Source organism: Bradyrhizobium sp. SZCCT0231 (assembly GCF_018130245.1).
GTDB classification, from domain to species: domain Bacteria; phylum Pseudomonadota; class Alphaproteobacteria; order Rhizobiales; family Xanthobacteraceae; genus Bradyrhizobium; species Bradyrhizobium japonicum_F.
The window spans coordinates 47794-67461 of record NZ_JAFCKP010000006.1 but is presented as its reverse complement, the minus strand read 5'-3'; the positions used below and the strand labels follow the sequence as shown (position 1 = coordinate 67461).

General features: G+C 60.9%; 13 protein-coding genes, 1 tRNA gene and 1 pseudogene. 5 read left to right on the top strand and 10 right to left on the bottom strand.

Features of this window, described 5'->3' with window-relative positions; translation table 11 throughout:
- Nucleotides 1-7 precede the first annotated feature (7 nt).
- From JQ566_RS16995 to JQ566_RS16985, 3 genes are read right to left on the bottom strand one after another with little or no spacing between them, the layout of a single operon-like run.
- Nucleotides 8-469, bottom strand: coding sequence for a GNAT family acetyltransferase (locus tag JQ566_RS16995; protein ID WP_212373658.1), 462 nt, complete (start codon nucleotides 467-469; stop codon nucleotides 8-10).
- Nucleotides 466-1893: an FAD-binding oxidoreductase gene (locus JQ566_RS16990; RefSeq protein WP_212373657.1), complete on the bottom strand. Its 1428-nt coding sequence runs from the start codon at nucleotides 1891-1893 to the stop codon at nucleotides 466-468. Before JQ566_RS16990 ends, JQ566_RS16995 begins: the two co-directional genes overlap by 4 nt.
- 23 nt (nucleotides 1894-1916) lie before the next feature.
- Entirely contained in the window at nucleotides 1917-2906 is a 990-nt protein-coding gene (locus tag JQ566_RS16985) for an L-threonylcarbamoyladenylate synthase (protein ID WP_212373655.1), read from the bottom strand.
- A 68-nt stretch (nucleotides 2907-2974) separates the two neighbouring features.
- Here JQ566_RS16985 and JQ566_RS16980 point away from each other — a divergent pair.
- Nucleotides 2975-3051, top strand: a tRNA-Pro gene (locus JQ566_RS16980).
- A gap of 582 nt (nucleotides 3052-3633) precedes the next feature.
- On the opposite strand, the gene JQ566_RS16975 is transcribed toward JQ566_RS16980, so the two are convergent.
- From JQ566_RS16975 to JQ566_RS34980, 4 genes are all read right to left on the bottom strand, one after another.
- Complete coding sequence (locus JQ566_RS16975) at nucleotides 3634-5073, bottom strand: undecaprenyl-phosphate glucose phosphotransferase (protein WP_212374117.1); 1440 nt, start codon at nucleotides 5071-5073, stop codon at nucleotides 3634-3636.
- 121 nt (nucleotides 5074-5194) lie between these two features.
- Entirely contained in the window at nucleotides 5195-6136 is a 942-nt protein-coding gene (locus JQ566_RS16970; protein WP_212373654.1) for a hypothetical protein, read from the bottom strand.
- A gap of 311 nt (nucleotides 6137-6447) precedes the next feature.
- Complete coding sequence (locus tag JQ566_RS16965) at nucleotides 6448-7461, bottom strand: hypothetical protein (protein ID WP_212373653.1); 1014 nt, start codon at nucleotides 7459-7461, stop codon at nucleotides 6448-6450.
- 16 nt (nucleotides 7462-7477) lie between these two features.
- Nucleotides 7478-8773 carry an O-antigen ligase family protein gene (locus JQ566_RS34980; RefSeq protein WP_212373652.1) on the bottom strand — a complete coding sequence of 432 codons (1296 nt, stop codon included), beginning with the start codon at nucleotides 8771-8773 and terminating at the stop codon, nucleotides 7478-7480.
- Nucleotides 8774-8889: 116 nt separating this feature from the next.
- On the opposite strand from JQ566_RS34980, the gene JQ566_RS16955 reads away from it, so the two are divergent.
- The 3 genes from JQ566_RS16955 (at nucleotide 8890) to JQ566_RS16945 (ending at nucleotide 12259) form a co-directional block, all read left to right on the top strand.
- On the top strand, nucleotides 8890-10464 hold the full coding sequence (locus JQ566_RS16955) for a GumC domain-containing protein (protein ID WP_212373651.1): 1575 nt from the start codon (nucleotides 8890-8892) through the stop codon (nucleotides 10462-10464).
- A gap of 73 nt (nucleotides 10465-10537) precedes the next feature.
- Nucleotides 10538-11461 carry a glycosyltransferase family 2 protein gene (locus JQ566_RS16950; RefSeq protein ID WP_212373650.1) on the top strand — a complete coding sequence of 308 codons (924 nt, stop codon included), beginning with the start codon at nucleotides 10538-10540 and terminating at the stop codon, nucleotides 11459-11461.
- A gap of 72 nt (nucleotides 11462-11533) precedes the next feature.
- The gene (locus JQ566_RS16945; protein WP_212373648.1) at nucleotides 11534-12259 is read left to right on the top strand and encodes an FkbM family methyltransferase; all 726 of its coding nucleotides are present in this window, start codon (nucleotides 11534-11536) and stop codon (nucleotides 12257-12259) included.
- 28 nt (nucleotides 12260-12287) lie between these two features.
- Here the strand turns inward: JQ566_RS16945 and JQ566_RS16940 are convergent, their stop codons facing one another.
- The 3 genes from JQ566_RS16940 to JQ566_RS16930 form a co-directional block, all read right to left on the bottom strand.
- Nucleotides 12288-13574, bottom strand: a complete 1287-nt coding sequence (locus JQ566_RS16940) for a lipopolysaccharide biosynthesis protein (RefSeq protein ID WP_212373646.1) — start codon at nucleotides 13572-13574, stop codon at nucleotides 12288-12290.
- A 215-nt stretch (nucleotides 13575-13789) separates the two neighbouring features.
- Nucleotides 13790-14809, bottom strand: coding sequence for a glycosyltransferase family 2 protein (locus tag JQ566_RS16935; protein WP_349643330.1), 1020 nt, complete (start codon nucleotides 14807-14809; stop codon nucleotides 13790-13792).
- Between the two features lie 285 nt (nucleotides 14810-15094).
- The gene (locus JQ566_RS16930; protein ID WP_212373643.1) at nucleotides 15095-17587 is read right to left on the bottom strand and encodes an Ig-like domain-containing protein; all 2493 of its coding nucleotides are present in this window, start codon (nucleotides 17585-17587) and stop codon (nucleotides 15095-15097) included.
- Nucleotides 17588-18354: 767 nt separating this feature from the next.
- Between JQ566_RS16930 and JQ566_RS34600 the strand changes: the two are divergent.
- A pseudogene (locus JQ566_RS34600) lies at nucleotides 18355-19464 on the top strand (acyltransferase family protein); the annotation flags it as partial.
- Nucleotides 19465-19668 lie beyond the last annotated feature (204 nt).

Here is a 19668-nt window from a genome sequence, read left to right as displayed (position 1 = left end):
CTGGATCTCAGTTGGCTGGCGTGGTCTCGCGGCCGTCGAGCCACTTCTGGAACATCACGGACGTCGATAGCTCGAAGCCCAGCGAGCCATAGAACGCATTGGCCTGCGCGTTCTCGCGGCGGACCAGGAGCTGCAGTTTTGGAATTCCGGCCGCGCGTAGCCAATCCTCCGCCGCCGCCATGATGGCGCGGCCATGGCCGCGCTTCTGGCTATCCGGATCGACCGCGACGTAATAGACCCAGCCGCGATGGCCGTCATGGCCGACCATGATCGTGGCGACGATCGCGCCGTTGTCGCGGCCGATCAGCACGGTGGAGTTCTGCCGCCGCCGCGCCAGCGCGATGTCGGCATGCGGGTCGTTCCAGGGCCGCGTCAGGCCGCAGCGCTGCCACAGCGCGACGACCCTCTCGACATCGGCGTCGGCGATGGGGTCGATCGCAAGCGGAGCAGGCGAGACCGACGCGCTCACAGCACCTTCCCCGGGTTCATGATGCCCTGCGGATCGAGCATCGCCTTGATGGAACGCATCAGCTCGATCGCGGTCTTGTCCTTCACTTCGGGCAGCTCATCGCGCTTCAGCACGCCGATGCCATGCTCGGCCGAGATCGAGCCGCCCATGCGCAGCACGATTTCGAACACCACCGCGTTCATCTCGTGCCAGCGCGCCAGAAAATCGGCGGTGTCGGCGCCGATCGGCTGGCTGACATTGTAGTGCAGATTGCCGTCGCCGAGATGGCCGAACGGCACCGGCCGCGCGCCGGGGATCAGCTTCACCACCGCGGCATCTGCCTCGGCGATGAAGGCAGGCACGGCCGCAACGGGCACGGAGATGTCGTGCTTGATCGAGCCGCCCTCCGGCTTCTGCGCCGCCGACATCTCGTCGCGCAGCTTCCAGAAGCCGGCGCGCTGGGTGAGGTTGGCCGCGATCACGGCGTCATCGACGATCTCCTGCTCCAGGGCGCGGGCGAGGATCGTCTCCAGCGGCGTGCGGGCATCCTCGCTGGATGCGGACAGCTCCATCAGCACGTACCAGGGATGCTTCTCCGCGAGCGGATCGCGCACGTCGATGCCGTGGCGGACCGAGAAGTCGACCGCCATCTCCGACAGCAGCTCGAAGCTCGTCAGCGCATTGGCGGCTTCGCCTTGCGCGATCGTCAGCAGCTTGAGCGCCGCCGCCGGCGACTTCAGCCCGACGAAGGCGGTTTCGATCGCCCGCGGCTTCGGAAACAATTTGAGCGTCGCCGCCGTGATGATGCCGAGCGTGCCTTCGGCGCCGATGAAGAGGTTGTGCAGATTGTAGCCGGTGTTGTCCTTCTTCAGCTTCGACAGCGAATTGAGCACGCGCCCGTCGGCCAACACCACCTCGAGCCCGAGCGCCATCTCGCGCGCGACGCCAAAGGCGAGCGCCGCGGTGCCGCCGGCATTGGTCGAGAGATTGCCGCCGATGGTGCAGCTTCCTTCCGCACCCAGCGACAGCGGAAACAGCCGGTCCACCTCGGCCGCCTTCGCTTGCGCGATCTGCAGCACCACGCCGGCCTCGCAGGTCATGGTGTTGGAGGCGGTGTCGACCTCGCGGATCTTGTCGAGCCGGCGCAGCGACACCACCACCTCGCCATTGTGCGGCGTCTGCCCGCCGACGAGCCCGGTGTTGCCGCCCTGCGGCACCAGCGCGATGTTGTGCGCGGAGGCGAGCTTGCAGATCGCGGAGACCTCGGCCGTCGAGCCCGGGCGCAGCACCAGCGGCGAGCGGCCGTGAAACAGATTACGCTCCTCGGTGACGTAAGGCTCGATGTCGGCGGCATCGGTGATCGCGTGGCGCTCGCCGACGATCTTGCGAAATTGGTCGATCAACTCGGGCGCAAGCGGCGGGGTGGCGGATTTATTGACGTTCATTCTCGTGTCTCTGCTCAAGCTTCTTATCGGGCAATTGCGGCCCGGCGCAGCCGGTCGTTGATCGCTTCGCCAAGTCCTTGTTCGGGGATCGCCATCACCGCGATCGCCCGCGGGCTTTGCGCATCGAGGCTGCGAAGATAGCCGAACAGATTGGCAGCGGCTTCATCGAGATCACCGGTGGGCGACAAATTCATGACGGCCGCGGCATCGTCAATGCCGGGCAGGCGCGACGGCCCAAACGCCAGCAGCGCCTCGCCCGGCATGACCTCGCGCGCATCGAGCCGCACATTGGCGCGCGGCGCGTAATGCGAGGCCAGCATGCCCGGCGCCAGCGGCTGGCTGTCGTCGCTCTCGGCCTCCACGGGCGGCCGTGCCAGCGGCGCACCGAGCACCGCCTCGATCCGTTCGCGTGAGAGCCCGCCGGGACGGAGCAGCATCGGCACCTCGAAGCAGCCGACAATGGTCGATTCGACGCCGACCGCGACCGGCCCGCCGTCGACGATCAGGTCGATCCGCCCCGATAAGTCGCTCTCGACATGGGCGGCCAGCGTCGGCGAGACGTGGCCGGAGATGTTGGCGGACGGCGCCACCACCGCGCCGCCAAAGGCGCGCAGGATCGCCTGCGCCACCGGATGGGCGGGAATGCGGATCGCGACCGTGTCGAGGCCGGCGGTGGCGAGATCGGCCACCGGGCAGTCGTCCGCCTTCGGCACCACCAGGGTCAGCGGCCCCGGCCAGAACGCCTCCGCAAGCCTCAGCGCGCGGGCGTCGAACCGGCCGATCCGGCGCGCAGCGGCGATGTCCGCAACATGCGCGATCAGCGGATTGAACGCCGGCCGCCCTTTGGCGGCATAGAGATGGGCGATTGCGGCTGCATTGGCAGCGTCGGCCCCGAGCCCGTAGACCGTCTCGGTTGGAAACGCGACCAGCCCGCCGGCCGCCAGGGTCCGGGCGGCGGCTTCCGCGCCGGCCTCGCCAGCCGGCAAAATCAGCGTTTCAAGACCCGTCTTCACAGGGATAAAATTCCTCATCTCGGCCGCTTGCAGTGCGTCAAACCCGACGCTATAAGCCGCCTTCTTGTCGGAGTGTGGCTCAGCCCGGTAGAGCACTGCGTTCGGGACGCAGGGGTCGCAGGTTCGAATCCTGCCACTCCGACCAGAAATCATTAGGTTTTTCCTTCTGATCGTTGGTCCTTCCCGAGTCAACCACCGTTTCAACCACCGAAACATACCGTCCCTTTTGACCAATGGCGGTAGCGGCTCCCTGCAGAAAATCGGGGTGGTGGTGGCCATAGGTGTCTTGCAGGACTTCGGGAGACATGCCCAGGAACCCCGTCGCCTCCCAGATTGGCATGCCGCGCTGCATGAGCCATGTCGCGGCGGTATGGCGTAGGGTTGTGGGGTGTCACCTTCCCGGGTAGGCCAGCAAGCCCCACGGCGGTCCTAAAGCCCTTTTCACCGAGGCGACCGGCTTGCCATTGAATTCAACGAAGCACTGCGCGATCAGCTTGCGATTCCACCAGCGTCGAAGGTGGGCAAGGAGCCGAGGTGGTATCGGGGCCGGCGTCTGTCGCTTCTTGGTCGTGCGCTTGCCAATGGCCTTCCTATAAAAAATGCCGCACTCCAGATCCACGTAAGATCGCCCCGAGACGGCATAGGGCTACGCTGTCCTGCGGTGCAATTCGAGCAATCGAGAAGGGGAACCGCCGAGCCGGCGTAGGCAGGCCGACGGCCATGGGGCTCAATAGACGTCCTGACCCGTGAGCGTTACAGCGGTCCGGATCATGATGCGAATGTCCAGCCAAATGCTCCAATTGGTGACGTACCAGACATCGTACTCAACGCGCTTCTTCATCAGGTCGATGGTCGGTGTCTCGCCGCGGAAGCCGTTCACCTGAGCCCAGCCAGTGAGGCCGGGTTTGACGTGACGACGACAGGCATAATTGCCGATCATCTGGTCGTAATAATTGTCATGCGCGAGGGCGTGCGGCCGCGGACCCACCAGCGACATTTCTCCGCGCAGCACGTTCCACAGCTGGGGTAATTCGTCGATGCTGGTCTTGCGCAAGATCCGCCCGATCCTGGTGACCCGCGCATCCTGCTTGCTTGCCTGCTTGATCTCGGAGCCATTCTCCGAGACCGTCATGCTGCGGAACTTCCAGATGTCGAACAGCTCGCCGTTGAAGCCACGGCGTGTCTGACGGAAAATAATGCTGCCCGGCGAATCGAGCTTGACCAGAAGCGCCGTCATCATCAGCAAAGGCGCGAGGAACAGAAGACCGACCGAGGCAAGACCAACATCGACGGCGCGCTTCACGCCCCGCTCTGTGACCGAAAGAGGCGCTCGCTGGATTTCGATCGCGACGGATCCGCCGATGGGTGCGAATGGTCGCGATACGAGGTCGGCGATCTCGGAATCCGGCAGCAGGCGCACCGGCTTCGGCACCTGGCGCAAACATTGGCCGATGTGTTGAAACAGTGGCAGGTCGTTCCAATTGAAGGCCAGAAGGAATTCGTCGGCGCCTGCCGCGCGCGAGCTTTGAATGATAGTCGCCAGCTCGCGCTCCATGGCTGCGTCGTCGGACTTCAGCGCGGCGTCCAGCACGAAGTGACGCACCACCTGAAAGCCGTTCCTGCGCAAATCCTTGAAGCGGCTCGAAGTAAAGTCGAGCGGCTCGCCGCTGATCAGCACGACTCTTCTCTTGACGGAATGTCTGCGCGCGAAAGAAGAGTTCAGGGCGAGGCGCCAGATCGCGCGATGCCCGCCCAAGCCGACAAGGCCAACCACTGCGAACAGAACGATGGTGATGCGGGACAGCTCGGCCGTCGATCTGAGCAGGAAAGCAGAAAATACCAGAATCGCGAGTGACAGGAGCCACACGGATGAGGCCATGCGCAATTGCGAGCTCGTATTGACGAGATTGTGACGGTCGTAGCAGCCTCTGAAAAATGCGATCGCAACGAATGCCGTTGCCACGAGAAGCGCGACGCCGAACGAAACGTCTCGCTCGGCCAGCGCTGGCAATAACTTGCGGTGGATCAGGTTTGCGATGGCATAACTGAGCAGGATGAGCAGGAAGTCGCCAGCCATGATGACCGGCTGAAACGGTCTCTGCAGCGCGATGCCGCGCCTCGTCAACATCGAGGATGAGTGCTTCGAACCGTAAGTGGTTAATGACATGAAAGGCTTCATCCCAAAAACTGTACGCGGCAATGCGCTTACGAAAGAAAGATGGCTTCCGAAGCTGACGACAATCCAACGACAAAGCGTGCGAGCACGAACCGTGAGAGAAGGTCGGTGCCTATCGCGGCGCCAAGGTCCTCAGGCATGGCGATGCTCCAGCTGTCGTGCGCTGCGCGCCAGCTGCTGAGGCAGGAAGCGGAGACTCGGCCAGGGGAGGAGGCGGATCTGCGACGAACTGAGCGGTGCTGCCCGAAAAGAAGTAGAGCGTGGACCAGTCTGCGGAGAGTTCGACCCAGTTGCTGTTGCCAGCTCCTCGATTGTTGGCGCCGTTGTGCGGCAAGTCCGAAGAACGCCACCAGTCGGCCCCCACGTTGGCGACCACCTTCATCTCGGGGTCCGTCGTCTTCATGTCGATCTGGACGTAAACAGAATCGACAGCTCCGGCGGCGAAGCTGCCGCGTCTCTCAAGCCATATCAGGTCGTTGCGGCCGGGTGGAGGGCCGTCGACCAGGGTGCCTCCATCCGTTTGAACCGCGACCTTCATTGGGAGCGCAGCGTTCTTGGGCACCATTGCGTCAAAATGGCCTCCGACGATCTCGTTCTCCGTCTGATCCTGTACCAGGATCCACTCCTTCGTGGCGCGGAGGCGCACATAGGTCTTTCCGTTGGCGACGAGGATCTTGCCGTTCTTGTTCGGTGTGGCCGCGCCAAATTTTGGAAATATCGACGCCATTCCCGTGACGGCAGTGAAGTCGGCGGGAGGTTCGCCGTTCTCGGGCTTGGAGGCGCCGTTGCACCAGGACGATGTCTTCGGGGCGCCGGCTGGATATGCCTGGCTGTATCCGATGCTGTTCTGTTCGATGACACTCGAGGCGAGACCCACGGACGCGATGGCGTCCGGTCTCCCACTCGCCGCATCGGCACTCCTCGTAGAGATCGCGATAATTCCAATGAGGCCGAGTGGCAGCAGCCAAGCCGAGACGGATTGCTCGAGGACACAAATCAAACGCGCAGCAGCAGTCGGCGAGCGGAACGGGACGAAATGGCGGGTGTCAGACATAGGCCGACCCATAACCAGTTGAACGTTTCCATCCTAGGGGTCGGAGGCGCTGCAGACTTGACGATCGTCAAGAATGAACCTGCGACTTAAGAGTCGAGCAACTGAATCGGCACGGTCGCAACATTCTGTGTCGCGACGGCTGAATAGTTCCGCCTCTCCCCGACAGCCATAGTGACCAACCGCCTGCGACAAGAACAAGCGAGGCCGCCGCGAGAAGACCGAGCCTTGATCTGACCGCCGCCCAGGCGAAGAGCGGAAACATCAGATACATCAGCATTTCCGCGCCGATCGATCAGGATACACTGCTGCTGTTATGCCCAGTTTGTTCGTTTGCGGCTTGGCTCATTGCTCCATCGGATTCGAGCCAATGCTCCCAGCGTCAGGGCGAAAGCCAAAAGGCAGTCGCTCGACAACGTATGGACCGTCGTGGCTGGCTCGCCGAGCATGGAGCGTGAACTGGAGTTGATCGAGGGCTGCCGGGTCTCTTCCGCTGGAGAGGACCGCTCGGTTCCGTTCGCAGTGGTATGCTTCTCTCTGGAGGTGGAGACAGTTTCACCCTGTCCGTTCTGGATGAGATTTTCGCCGTGCCGCGCAGGCGTCGAGGGGAGCGCGGGCGGCATCTCTCTCACCAGATCGCGCAGTGGCGGAGCTGGGTTCGCGCGGAAACTATCAGTGCTCATGGAATAGAATCCGATCGTCTTCCACTGGCTCGAAAGCTCGATCCAGTTGCTGCCGCCGATGCCTGGATTGTTGCTGTGGTCGTCGAGATAGGGCGCCCGGGCCTCGCGCCACCAGTCGGCGCCAACCATCGCCACGAGACGCAGGTTCGGATCGGTAACCCTCATCTCCATCTGAACGTAGACGGCATCCACCGTGCCGGCCGGGTAAGTTCCACGCGCCTTGTACCAGAAATGATTGTTGTAGCCGGCCGGGGGCACATCAAAGGCGATCGTCGCGCCGGCCAGAGGGGTGGCCTTCATGGGAATGGCAACATTGCCAACGAAGTCCGGGACGAAATGTCCCCCAGTCAGCTGCATTTTCGACTGGTCCTGGACCAACGTCCATTCACCGGCTTGTTTGATGCGAACGTAGGTCTTGGCGTTGGCGACCTCGACCGTCGCGCCGGGACTTGAATAGGGTGGTGCGCCCACCTTCGGATAGACCTGTCCCCAGCCTTCGACCGCGGTGAAATCCGCAGGCGGCGACCAAAGCCCTCCGTCATTCCAACCGTAATACCAATTGTAGCTCGGAGGCACGCCTGCGGGAAAGCCTTCACTATTCCCGGGAGTGTTCTGCCTGATGAGCTCGGAAAGCGAGAAGTCCATCGACCGTACTTCTCGCTCACGCGCTGGACGGGTCGCGTACCGGCCATTTTGGCGACGTAAACCGGCCTGCATAGCAAAAGAACAGCGTCATCGAGGTGAAATTGTCGATGAGGTTTTCGGACAGGAAGTAGATGAGAAGCACCGTGTACATCGTCTTCGCCGCCCGATCCTTCAGCGAAAGGACGATGCTGAAGACGAAGACGACGAAGACCAGGAAGTTCAGAAGTCCGTACTCTGCCAGGACGCGCAGGTAGTCATTGTGCGGCGGTAGCGGCAAGACCGTCAGGACGCCGGTCTGGCTCGCGCCATATCCGAACAATATTCCGCCGAGTCCCAGCGACGAATATATCTGCCAGATGTTGGTCCAGTGGGTGATGCGGAAGAACGCGGACATGTCCGTCGACCCGGTCAAATCGATCAGCTGCTTCGTCGTCATCCGGGCGACAGTGCCGGGGTCGAGGTTCCAGATGAGCGCGATGGCATTCAAGCCGATGATCAGTCGATCGAGCGCGCCGACGGCGTAGGCGGCAACGCTGGCGCACGCCAACAGGACGATCACCAGGAAGACTTGTGGCCGCAAGGGAAAGAAGGACCAGAGGCCGATCGAGACGATGGTTGCCAGGGCGGGCCCAACGCGGTTCATGACGGCGGCGTTTATGAACTGGGCGATCAAGACCCTGTTTCCGAACCAGGGAGAAAGGGCAAAGAACAAGGCCGAGAAGTACAGCGCCGCCGTATTCGTGTTCGGGAAGTAGGAGAATACGTCAGGATATTCGATGCCAGTGTAGACCTGAGTCTGGCCGATCACCTTGAACAGCAGCGGCAATGCCGCAAGCACATAGACGCAACGCTTTTCGGCCGGGTGCATCGGCTCGGCCATGCCGCGGCCGGCGACGTAGAACGAGTAGATCGAGACGAGCTTCAAACCATCGGATAGCTCGAAGGCGCCGAAGTTCACGAGGTAACTCGCGCCCGTGAAGATGCAGGCAAGCACCAGCAGGAGAGTGTAAAAGTAGCTTCTCTCGTTCGTGATCAGCACGTGGCGGGCCGACCACAGGATCAGAAGCAGACTGGTCGAATTGCTCAGGACGTTGAATACAGTCGATCCGGTGAAATGATAGAGAAAGGTCAGGCAATTCAGGAACACGAGGCCAAAGCAGGTCACCACGAAGAAGCGGCCCTGCATGGTCGTAGAACCGGAAGCGAGGTGCGGTGCTCCCTCTCTTCCCAGAGCTAGATCGTTCACGGCAAGCGTACTCCGCGCTTCTGAGCTTTCGGTTCCGCGGCGCCGCTCCCAACGGGAGCGACCCACTGGGGACCGACCTGTCGGCCAAGATGTCGGGAATTGCCAAGTGTGAGTTGACAGCCGTCAATACCTGCCCGGACGCTTCGTTGGACGCTAAGGCGCCAAAAGAAGTGGAGTCGGCGGTGGAACGTGACACGAGCAGTTTATTCGCCAGAGCGTTCGGTCTGTTATGGCGGCGGCAATGGGTGATTTATCTGTGCCTGTTGCTGACGTCCGGCGCGGCCTTTCTTTACTACGCGGCCGTTGGAGACCGCTACGAGGCATATGTTCTGCTTCGCGCCGGCCAAGGGATCAAGGAACGATCTTCCAGCAATGCGGCAGGCTCGCCGTTCGGGGAGGGCATCGACCTCCAAAGCCGGATGGAATCGCTGTCGCGGATCGCCAAGATCGATCTGGTCCTCCTGGAGGCGGCGAAGAACGTCGGATACGAGAGATTATCGTCCGATTCAAACCCCACGCTTCTGGCCAAATTCATGGCATGGGGCAGGGAGATCGACCTTCGCGACATGTTCGCCAAGGAGTCCGAGCAAACGAAGGCGCGGGCGAAGCCCGTTGACGAAACGGAAGAAGATATCGAGCGTAACCAGCAGGGCATTCTCAGTTTGCGAGATCGCGTGAATGCGAAACAGGAGGGGCGCTCCGATCTGTTGAGGATCACGTTTCGCCACAAGGATCCGGTGATCGCAGCGGGCTATCTGAACGAGCTCGCGAACACGTTGGTCACCGTACAAAGCCTCGACGTTCAGATGCCCGGTGCACAGGAGTTCTTTCAGCAACAAACGAAGCGGCTGGAGGAGGACGCCGAGATTGCAGCCGCAGATCTGAAGCGCTTCTCCGTCGAGGCCTCCATCTATGCCGTCGACGAACAGCGGCAGCTTCTGCTCAAACGCGCCAGCGATCTGTCGGCGTTGATCGCCACGACGCGTGGAACGATCGAGGACAAGAAGGGACAGAAACTGTCCGTCGCCGATCAATTGGCGATACTGCGGCCCGTCGCGCAGAACAAGGCCGTCAGTCGGATGGTTACCACGCTCGGAGGCCAAGATGGCCGTAAGAGCCTTGATCCGGTCGCAAAGCCGCCGGAGCAGTTTGAGGAGCAGCCGCCATTGCTCCTGATCAAGGTCTATCAGGACAACATGGCAACGTTGATGAAGCTGAATGCCGAACTGAACGGTCAGATGGAACTCCTGCATCAACTCGGCACCGAGCTCGAGAAGGTAAATAAGGAGCTGGCATCGCTCTCCGCGAAAGAGGCGGAATACGGCAGGTTGAAGCGGGTTCTGACGACCGCCTCGGCGGCTGCCGCACAATATGCGACGCGCATTCTCGAAGAGCAGATTAGCTCCGAGGTCGCCAAGAAGAGCCAGCTTTCCAGCCTCAGAGTGGTGCAGAAGGCGATAACGCCGACAGCGCCCGTCTTCCCGCAAGTCTCGCAGCTGGTCGCATTGGCCCTGGCTGGCGGAGTTCTGCTTGGCTTGGGCGGCATCTTCGGTCCCGAGATTGCCAGGAGCACCATGCATCCGGTGTCGAGGTCCGTCTCCGGCATTGAGGAGTACGATCCGATCAAGAACCTGCTGATCGCCGCTCAAAGGGGGGATGGGGTGAAGGGGCTGCATCCTGCCGGACGGGCCGACTACGAGGAAAACAGCGTCGCGCTTGGCGCACGATCGCCCAGAATGCCTCCCTTGAAGGGGTGAATACAGTGATGCCACGCGAGTGCTGCCATGTGAGGCGTCGGTAACCGTCGCCGGCACCAAGGGGGAGCCCGACATGAAAATATTCAGCATTTGTTGCGTTCGAGACGAAAATGACATCGTCGGAGAGACGCTGAAAGCGGCTCTCGACTGGAGCGATCGGATCTTCGTCTTCGACAATGGAAGTGTCGATGGCACCTGGGAGAGGCTTCAGGATCTCGCGAAATGCCATCCCAGGATCGAGCTTGTTGGCCATGACGATCGGACCTTTACCGATGAGCTCCGGGGAGAAATATTCGAAACGCGGCGGCACGTCGCTGCACCGGGAGACTGGTGGTGCAGGCTCGATTCTGATGAGTTCTTCATCGATGATCCGGCGCAGTTCCTTGCGAACGTGCCCCAGAGCTATGGATTCGTTCTTTCGGCGACGATGAACTTCTACTTCACGGATGCCGATTTGAAGAACTACGAAGAGAATCCGACGGAATGGCTCGCCCGTCCCGTGCAAGAACGGCTCAGGTACTATCAGAACAATTGGAGCGAACCGCGCTTCGTTCGCCATCGGGCCGATCTGCGTTGGGGAGGACTGATCTGGCCCCACAATCGCGGGCGGACGTTTCCATCGCGGATACGTTTGAGGCATTTCCCCTATCGCTCGCCGGCGCAGATATCCAAGCGATTGGCGATACGTCAACAGCAGCCGGGACTGTTCAAGCACGAGGCGAACCGGGCGCTTGCGAAGGGTCTGCAGCCCGACTGGACGGACAAGGGGACGATGCCCCTGCACGAGCTCGCATCCTGGCGCGATCGCGTGAGGGAGGCCGCCGAATGCGACGTTGATCGGGGCGACGGGAATTTCGTCACACGCGATGATCTGATGCCTCCGCTTCCATCGCCGGCCTTCGACCTGGTGAAGGTCGGTCTGCGGCGGACCCAGGTTGGGAGAGCCATCGTGTCGCCGCTCCTGAGATGGCGTCGGAGCCAATTCGGCTGGCGGTGAGCCGCTTGCCCAACCCGTCCGCGATATCAACGGCCTCGCCGAAGCTGGACCGAAATTGACAGGAGGAGAGACATGCTGGTGAAGGACAGACTGAAATCATTCGTGAGGTCAGCAGGATACGAAATTCGCCGTCATCATCCGAATTTGGCGGAGTTCCTCCAATCTCGTTCCGTAAATCTCGTCCTGGATGTCGGCGCGAACGAGGGCCAGTTTGCGCAAGATCTCAGGTTGCAGGGGTATACGGGGAGGGTCGTCTCCTTCGAGCCCGTGCTCGATGTGTTCAAAAGGCTCGAGAAAAGGTGCGAGGCCGATCAGAAATGGGACTGCCGAAATACCGCTCTGGGCGATGTCAATGGTGTCATCCAGATCAATGTGAGCAAGAACACGGCCATGAGTTCGATAGTCAACCAGACCGAGATCGGCCGGAACAGCATCTACGAATCCGAGGTCGTCCGCATCGACGAGGTCGAGATCGCCACGCTCGATTCGATATTCGAGGAGTTTGCCGGCGAACGCGTGTTCCTGAAGGTCGATACGCAGGGATTTGAGCAGAGTGTCCTGCGCGGGGCGGCAAACTCGCTTCATAGCCTGCTTGGCGTTCAACTGGAGTTGCCCCTGGTCCATCTTTATGAGGATACCTGGAAGTTCGATGAAGCACTTCGCTTCATGCGAGAGGCTGGCTTTACCCTGAGTCAGTTGCGCCCTGTGACCTACTACTCCCAGGATCCTGCGTCACTGCTCGAGGTGGATTGCCTGTTCAGGCGGACCGATTACGCCGATGGTCTCAGCTACCACTAGGATTTCCGAGGTCGCTCCAGACCTGCAATCAGGCGCCCACGCGGCGGGAATAGCCGTTCGAGATCGGGAAGCCGAACAGCAACGAATAGCGCCACAGTAGCATGATGAGCGCCGTCAACAGGATTGCTGCTCCGGCGCCATGGAGTCCGGCGAGCGGCAGCAGCGCCAATTGTGCCATCACGAGAACGCCCACGGAGGTCAGGTTTGTGACCGTCACCAGGCGGTCAAGATGCGCCGTGAACAGGGCCAGGGTGCCGAAATCGGCCATATAGCGAACAGCCAGTCCTGCGACGATCAGCCAGAACGCCGACCACTGGGCGGTGAGCGCGGGCTGAGCGACCCATGGCAGAAGCACCTGGAATGTAAATCCGACCGCGGTGCTCAGCGCCGCAGTCGCGAGTGCGGTCGTCTGCAGGAAGCGCCAGGCCAGTTGGCGGTGCGCGGAGGGGCCGCTGGTCCGATAAGCGCTGATCAGCGATGGCCGCTGCCTTTGTTGAAGGACCAGCGCCAGGAAGGTGGTTGCGGAGCTGCCGACGGTCCAGAACAGGAAGTAGATGCCGGCGACCTTCAAACCCAGGAACAGTGTGATCAGGTAGCGATCGATGTACTGGCTCGTAATGAAGCCGAGGTCGCTCAACAGCATGAGGAAGGACTTCTGGATCGCCTCGGTGATCACGGACAGCCTGAATGGCTGAGAGAAGGATGCCAGCCACGGCCATGACCGGCTGAGGAAAGCGAACAGCCCCACCGAAGCCATGCATCCCACCAGCCAGAAGCCGAACAGATACGGAAGCGATCTGAAGCTGGAGTCCCAGATCGCGAGCGGAACATAGATGAGGATCCAGGCCGCCCCGCGGATGAAGCCGATGGCGTTTGCCCAGACGTGGCGCTGCAGGCTGGAAAGCAGGTAGAAGATGTCGTTGCCAACATGTTCGAACATGATCACGGCGACGATGAGGATCCAGAGAGACGGAGTGCCGAACAGGACGGTCACCAGCGTCGCTATCGTCAGAAGAACCGTGTACGCAAACGTCACGAAGCCCCAATAGTGGCGCATGCTGTCGATCATCTCGCTGGGGGAGGCCGTGACGGCGTCGCGCATCAGCAAGTGGTTCATACCAAGATTGACCACGATCGGAACGGCCGCGATCGCGCCGGCGGCGAGGCCATAGAGACCCAGCGACGAAAGGTCGAGATAGCGGGCAATGAACAGGGCGAGGCCGAATTTGCAGCCCATGACGCTCGCCCGCATGGCCATGACCATGAGATCGACGAGAAGGCGGCTGGGGGAGTCGGGCAGGGCTGGTGCGCTCATGATGCAGTCAGTGAGTTAGGCATAACAGGCCACCATCGCTTGAACTCGCGTCCGGTCCGCTTGATCTAAGAATCTGACTCTCGGCGCAGCCTATGGGTGCCGCAGTCGGGCGAATTTGAGAGGTATCAATAACGGTTTAAGCCGAGAAACTGCGGCCGGCCGCGCGCGTGGCGTCGGTCTCGTCCAGAGACGGACCATAATCCGTACCGTTGCGGTCAGGCGAGTTGTTCCGGGATGCTTCGCCTCAGACGGCGCAGGCGAGCGGCGAGAGACGGCGGACAAAGGGTGATGGCAGCGAAACGAAGGATGGCTTGCACGCTCGCGCCCTGGAGATCCCGGCGAAAGTGCCAAGCCATGCTCAACATGTCGAGCATGCTCGCGCCGCTCTTACGAAAATCCGTCAACGTGATCAGGCCTCGACGCGCAAAGCAACGCCAAGCCTGGAGCTGGATGGTCTCACGCAATTGCGCGTCATGAACATGAGTCTCCGCAGTGTGCGCAATCAAATCGGCGACCTTGCGTCCGTCGTGCAGAAGCCGCTCCACCCCCAATCGGGCCGTCTCGGAATCGTCATGATAGGTGTAGGTCGCGCAGGCCTCGTTGACGAGACCGGCTTTGCCGAGAAGGAGCAGCGGCGCCCACGCAGCGACGTCGGCGGTGTGCGGCAGATCGAGCGGAATGCCGCCGCGTTCGCGCAGAAAGGCCGTACGCATCACCACGCCGCACATATTGACGGTGATCTGGTCTGTGAGAAACTCATTCAGAATCGCAGAGCCGTCCCGAATGCCGGTATCGAGCGTCCGGCTGGCGCGCGGGGAACGCGTTTGACCGAGCGAAGCCGCGTGTAAATTGCTCAGGGTGATGACAATCGGAAGTTGCGGGTGTTGGTCGATAAGCGCCACGCATCGCTCGAGCAGCGCCGGCATGATCCTGTCGTCATCGGATACGAAGATGATGTAGTCGCCTCTGGCATTCGCAAGGCATGCATTCCAATTCGGGAGCAGGCCGATATTCGTTTCCTGGGTGATGACGCGCAATCGTGCGTCGCTGAACTGGCCCAAGATCCGTGCCGTATCGTCTGGCGAAGCGTTGTTCGAGACGAGAACCTCGAAATGAGGGTAGGTCTGCGCCAAGGCGGATGCGATGCATCCCTTCAGAAGCGTGGCCCTGTTGTATGTAGGAATTGCGATCGTCACGTAAGGGCGGGCCGTCTCGGCCGGAAATGCGGTGCTCACGGCCCCGCTCGCATAAGGCGCGGGTGAACACTCCGTGATTTGTCCCGAGTGTGTCATGGATTTCGATTGTCAGACCTATCGTCGCGGCAATCGCCATGGAGAGGCTCGCCCCGGCATCATCTGAACTGAAACCAGCACCCCCGAGTTGACGGCTATCAATTCCGCTGGGTAGCTCGTAGAGCGGCACCTGCTGGCTGCAGGGCATTCCTCCGGGGCGGTCCCAATGCAAAACGCGGGGACGCAAATCTGCGCCCCCGCGTCTACTCACAGCCTATCGCCGGAAAACTAGTGTTGGGCAGGCAACGAGAGCGTCTGCGTGAGCAAGGCGTTCGTATCGGTTGCGAGCGGCCCATTCGTCACTGCGGCGGTCGTGATTCCGTCGGTCGCGGCAAACTGATTCATCAGGGCGACTGCCTGACTTGTACTGCTCAGCAGAGTCGCCGAGGTGGAGCTCGACGGCTTTGCAACCAGGGAGACATTGTCATAGAGAGCGCCGAGCCCATCACCGCCCTGGCCCGCAACCTCGCGGAATGTCAGGCGGTCCTGTCCGCCTGTTCCGGTCACCGTGAAATCATAGTTCTTCCAGTTGCCGTCGGGCGGAACCACGCCAACGACCGAGCCATTCCACAGGACTTCGATCGAACAGGTCGAGCTAGAGAAACCCGGCCGCGAACGCGCATCGAAGGAAAGAACGTATTGCTGACCGGCGACGGTCTTCACATCCTGATAAAGTCCATCACGGGCTCCGACATAGTCCAGTTCGCCGAAGTTGACGCCGTCACTTGCTTTCACGCCGTTCAGATTGTTCCAGAGCTCGATGGTTCCGCCACTGATGGCGTGCCAGCCTGGAATGGCATCGAAGGCCCCCCAGCGGCCGCCTCCGTGCGGCGCCAATGAAGACGACTCGAACGATCCGTTCACCAGGAGATTCGGATCCGCGGTCCCGGGAGTGGTTGGCGTCGCGGTGGCGACGGTGAGTTCGATATTGTCGTAGAGAGCACCCAAGCCGTCGCCACCCTGGCTGGCGACCTCTCGGAAGGTCAGGCGATCGTTGCTGCCAGTGCCCACGACCTTGAAGTCGTAGCTGTCCCAGGCGGTGCCAGGCGGAACAGTCGCGACGACTGAGCCATTCCACAACACCTCTATCGAGCAGGTCGCGCCGCTGAAGCCAGGTCGCGAGCGTGCATCGAAGGACAGTTGGTAAACTTGTCCCGCGACGGTCTTTACGTCCTGATAGAATCCATCGCGCGTGCCGACATAGTCGAGCTCGCCATAATTGCCGCCATCGCTCGCCCTGACTCCCCCGAGATTGTTCCAGAGCTCGATCGTGCCGCCCGAGATCGCGGTCCAGCCCGAAACCGACTTGTAGGCTCCCCAGCGTCCGTCAGCGTAGGGTGCCAAGGTGCTCGCTTCGAACGACCCGTTGACCAGCAAGTTCTTGCCATTTGCCGGCGGCGAGGTGACAGCCCCGCTGACCGTTACATTCAGGGCAGCAGATTTCGTGCTGACATTGCCTGCGGCGTCAGTGGCCATCGCAGTAAAGGCGTGGCTCCCGGCAGCCAACTGTGCCGTTGTCAGGCTCCAGGCGCCGCCCGCGTCGGCTTTGGTCGTGCCGATCACGGTCGTTCCCTCAACGACCTTGACCGTACTGCCTGCCTCCGCCGTACCACTCAGCGTCAACCGTCTCGCATTCGTGGTCTTGTCCCCGACGGTACCACTATCCGGCGTGAATTCCGTGATCTTGGGAGCCCCCGGCGCAAGCGTGTCTACGCGCATGCTGAGGGAAGCGGATTTTTGACTGACGTTGCCTGCAGCGTCCGTGGCGGTCGCATTGAAGGTATGATTCCCGTCTGCCAATTGGGCTGTGGTCAGACTCCAGGTGCCATTCGCACCGGCCTTGACCGTGCCAACGACGGTCGTCCCCTCGAATACCTTGACCGTGCTGCCCGCTTCTGCCGTTCCGCTCAACGTCAATTGCTTGGCGTTGGTGATTTGGTCACCGGCGGTACCCGTATCCGGCGTGACTGCCACGATCTTGGGCGATGCCGGCGCCAATGTATCGGAAGGCTCGACCGGAGGCGGTTGAGTCGATCCAAGCAGCGGCGGAGGCAGGTTTGCCTGGAAGGCCGCAGTGCTCATGGAATAATAGCCGATCGTCTTCCATTGGGTCGATAGCTCGATCCAGTTGCTGCCGCCGATACCCGGATTGTTGCTGTGGTCGGCAAGATACGGAGCTGTCGCGTTACGCCACCAGTCCACGCCGACCATGCCCACCAGCTTCGCGTTGGGATCGGTCGTCCTCATGTCCATCTGGACGTAAACGCCGTCGACGGTGCCAGCCGTGTAGGTCCCGCGCGCTCCATACCAGAAATGATCGTTGTATCCCGTCGGAGGCGCATCAAAGCTCGCCGCTCCGCTTGACAGGCGAGTCACCTTCATCGGGTAAGCTGAATTGCCGGAGAAATCAGGGACGAAATGCCCGCCTGCGATTCCAAGCTTGGACTGGTCCTGGACGAGCAGCCACTGACCGGTCTCCTTGATATGCACGTAGGTCTTTGCGTTCGCGAGCTCGACGTCCGCATTTGGAGACGCGGGAGCCCCTTCCTCCGTATAGACCTGTCCCCAGCCTTCGACCGCGGTGAAGCCGGCAGGCGGGGTCAGCTGACCACCCGGATTCCAGCCCTTGTACCAACTATAGCTGTGCGGAACATCGGCAGGATATCCCTCGCTCTGCCCAAGCGTGTTCTGTTTGATCAGCTCTGCTAATGAAATCCCCATTTCACCTTCCCAGTTGTTCGAATGTGAGTGTGTGAGACAGCATTCAAGGGTGACCACGACGATGCGAGGCCAGAAGGTGTGATCGACATCACACCGTTCGCGCCAACCAATCGCTGCTTCTGCTGATACTCGACAGTGCAAGAACCGGCCGAACGCCCCGCGGCCACTGTCCTACATTACCGAAATCGGGCTTACCGAATCACGTTGAGCCTTTCCCGAAAGCATGAACCAAGCCGGCGTGAAGTTCAATCGACCCGTCGCAACGAACTCTTCGCGGTTCTTGTGGTTGCACTCAATTTGAGCAGGCGGTTGTCGGAGCAACGCCCTTTACGAAGGCAACCAAGCGCATATGCAAATTCACGCTCGCAACAGATTCTGTCATCAATGTGATTGCTTTGTTGCGGAATGGGGTGCCAGTGAGGCCTTCTCCCAACATTGCCCTCCAATGGTGATGTCTGGCTCTTGAAGCAGCAAGAGCTGCGCGATCACTGTCGTTGCTATCGCAAGGAAACGTCGGCTGTTTTTGGCGTTTGCTCGCCGTGGCACGATCGAAGATTGAGCACATTGCGTCGAATTGTCCCGCCTCGGAGACACGCTTGCCGCTTCCGACGTTTGAAGCTTAGAGCACCGTCCCTCGCCGGCGAGAGCGGTACTCGCGATCCGTGCGACGACAGGTCTCCGCCTCACACTCTTGCACCGTCCATTATTGAGCATCGTCAACTCGATTGGAAAGGTCGGAGCTAAGCGAGAGGAATGGCGTCTCTTCTGTGTTCGCTGAGAGGGTTCGAGACGGAAGGCATCACGTGATCGGCTTTCGCGCGCAAACCGGAGTATCGAGCGGTCTGTCGGACTGGCTTGACCTTGCGCGTGGCCTCGCCGCCGTCGAGGTCCTGACGTTTCATTCCTATCAGTTGATGTTCATGGAGAAGCTGCCGGGCGAGAGTTACGACCCGGCGATCAGAATGGTCTACTCCATCCTGTGGGCGGCCAGCGCGAACGGCCCCGCCGCTGTTCTCGTGTTCTTCGTCTTGAGCGGTTATCTCGTGGGAGGCCCCGCTCTGGTCAGGGGCTTGCGAGGACGATTGAGTGCCGCCGACTATTTCTCTGCGCGCTTGTCGCGCCTCTATGTCGTGCTCCTGCCCGCGCTGACGATATCCTTCTGCCTCTATGTCTCCGCGCGGCAGTCAAGCGGGTGGCAGGCCTATGTGACCTCGCATCAGGACATCTACGACAGTCAGGTCATCTTTCACGCGCCTGTTGGCGTGGCGGCTGCGATCTGCAACAGCCTGTTTCTCCAGACGATAGCTTGTCCGGAATTCGCAGGAAATGTCGCTCTGTGGAGCCTGTCGAACGAGTTTTGGTACTACGTGCTGTTCTTTGCGCTGATTTCGGTACGCAAGAAGCCGGGGTATATCGCAATGATCGTCACCGTCCTGGGACTGTTTGCGCTCGCCGAACACCTTGACGCCGGAGGCACGCATATCGGCCTCAAGCTTCTCTTCTTTTTCTTCGTCTGGTGTCTCGGCGTGATCGCCTATGCGCTGGTTATTCCGGCCTGGGCGTGGTGTTGCGGCTTTCTCTTGAGCATGGCGGGATTGTATCTTCTCACCTCGAAAGGCCTCTTCCCTCAATGGGCCTCGTTCAGCATGGCGGTCGGGATAGGCACGGCCGCATGCATTGTTGCCATAGACCATCTGAAGGTGCGTCTGCCTTCATTTCTTCGAGCCGGCAGGGAACTCGCAAAGTTCAGCTTTTCCCTCTATGCGGTTCACTACCCGATCCTGCTGTTTCTGAACGTCACCGTTGCCAGTGATCGGCAGGAATTCACGCTGGGCTCGGTCGGGCTCAACGCAAGTTTCATCCTGGCCTGCCTGCTCATAGCGGCAATCTTCTATTTCGCTTTTGAAAGCCGCACGCCGACAGTCCGTGACTGGTTGAAGGCCAAGATGCTTCACGGCTGGACCGGTGGCCGTCCGCTGCATCCGACGGTGGTTGTTGACGCTGCCGCTTTGCCATACGCGCTGGCATCCGATCTTGCCATGGTGCCCGCTGCTGCTGCTGGAGTCGGGCCGTCCTTGCCA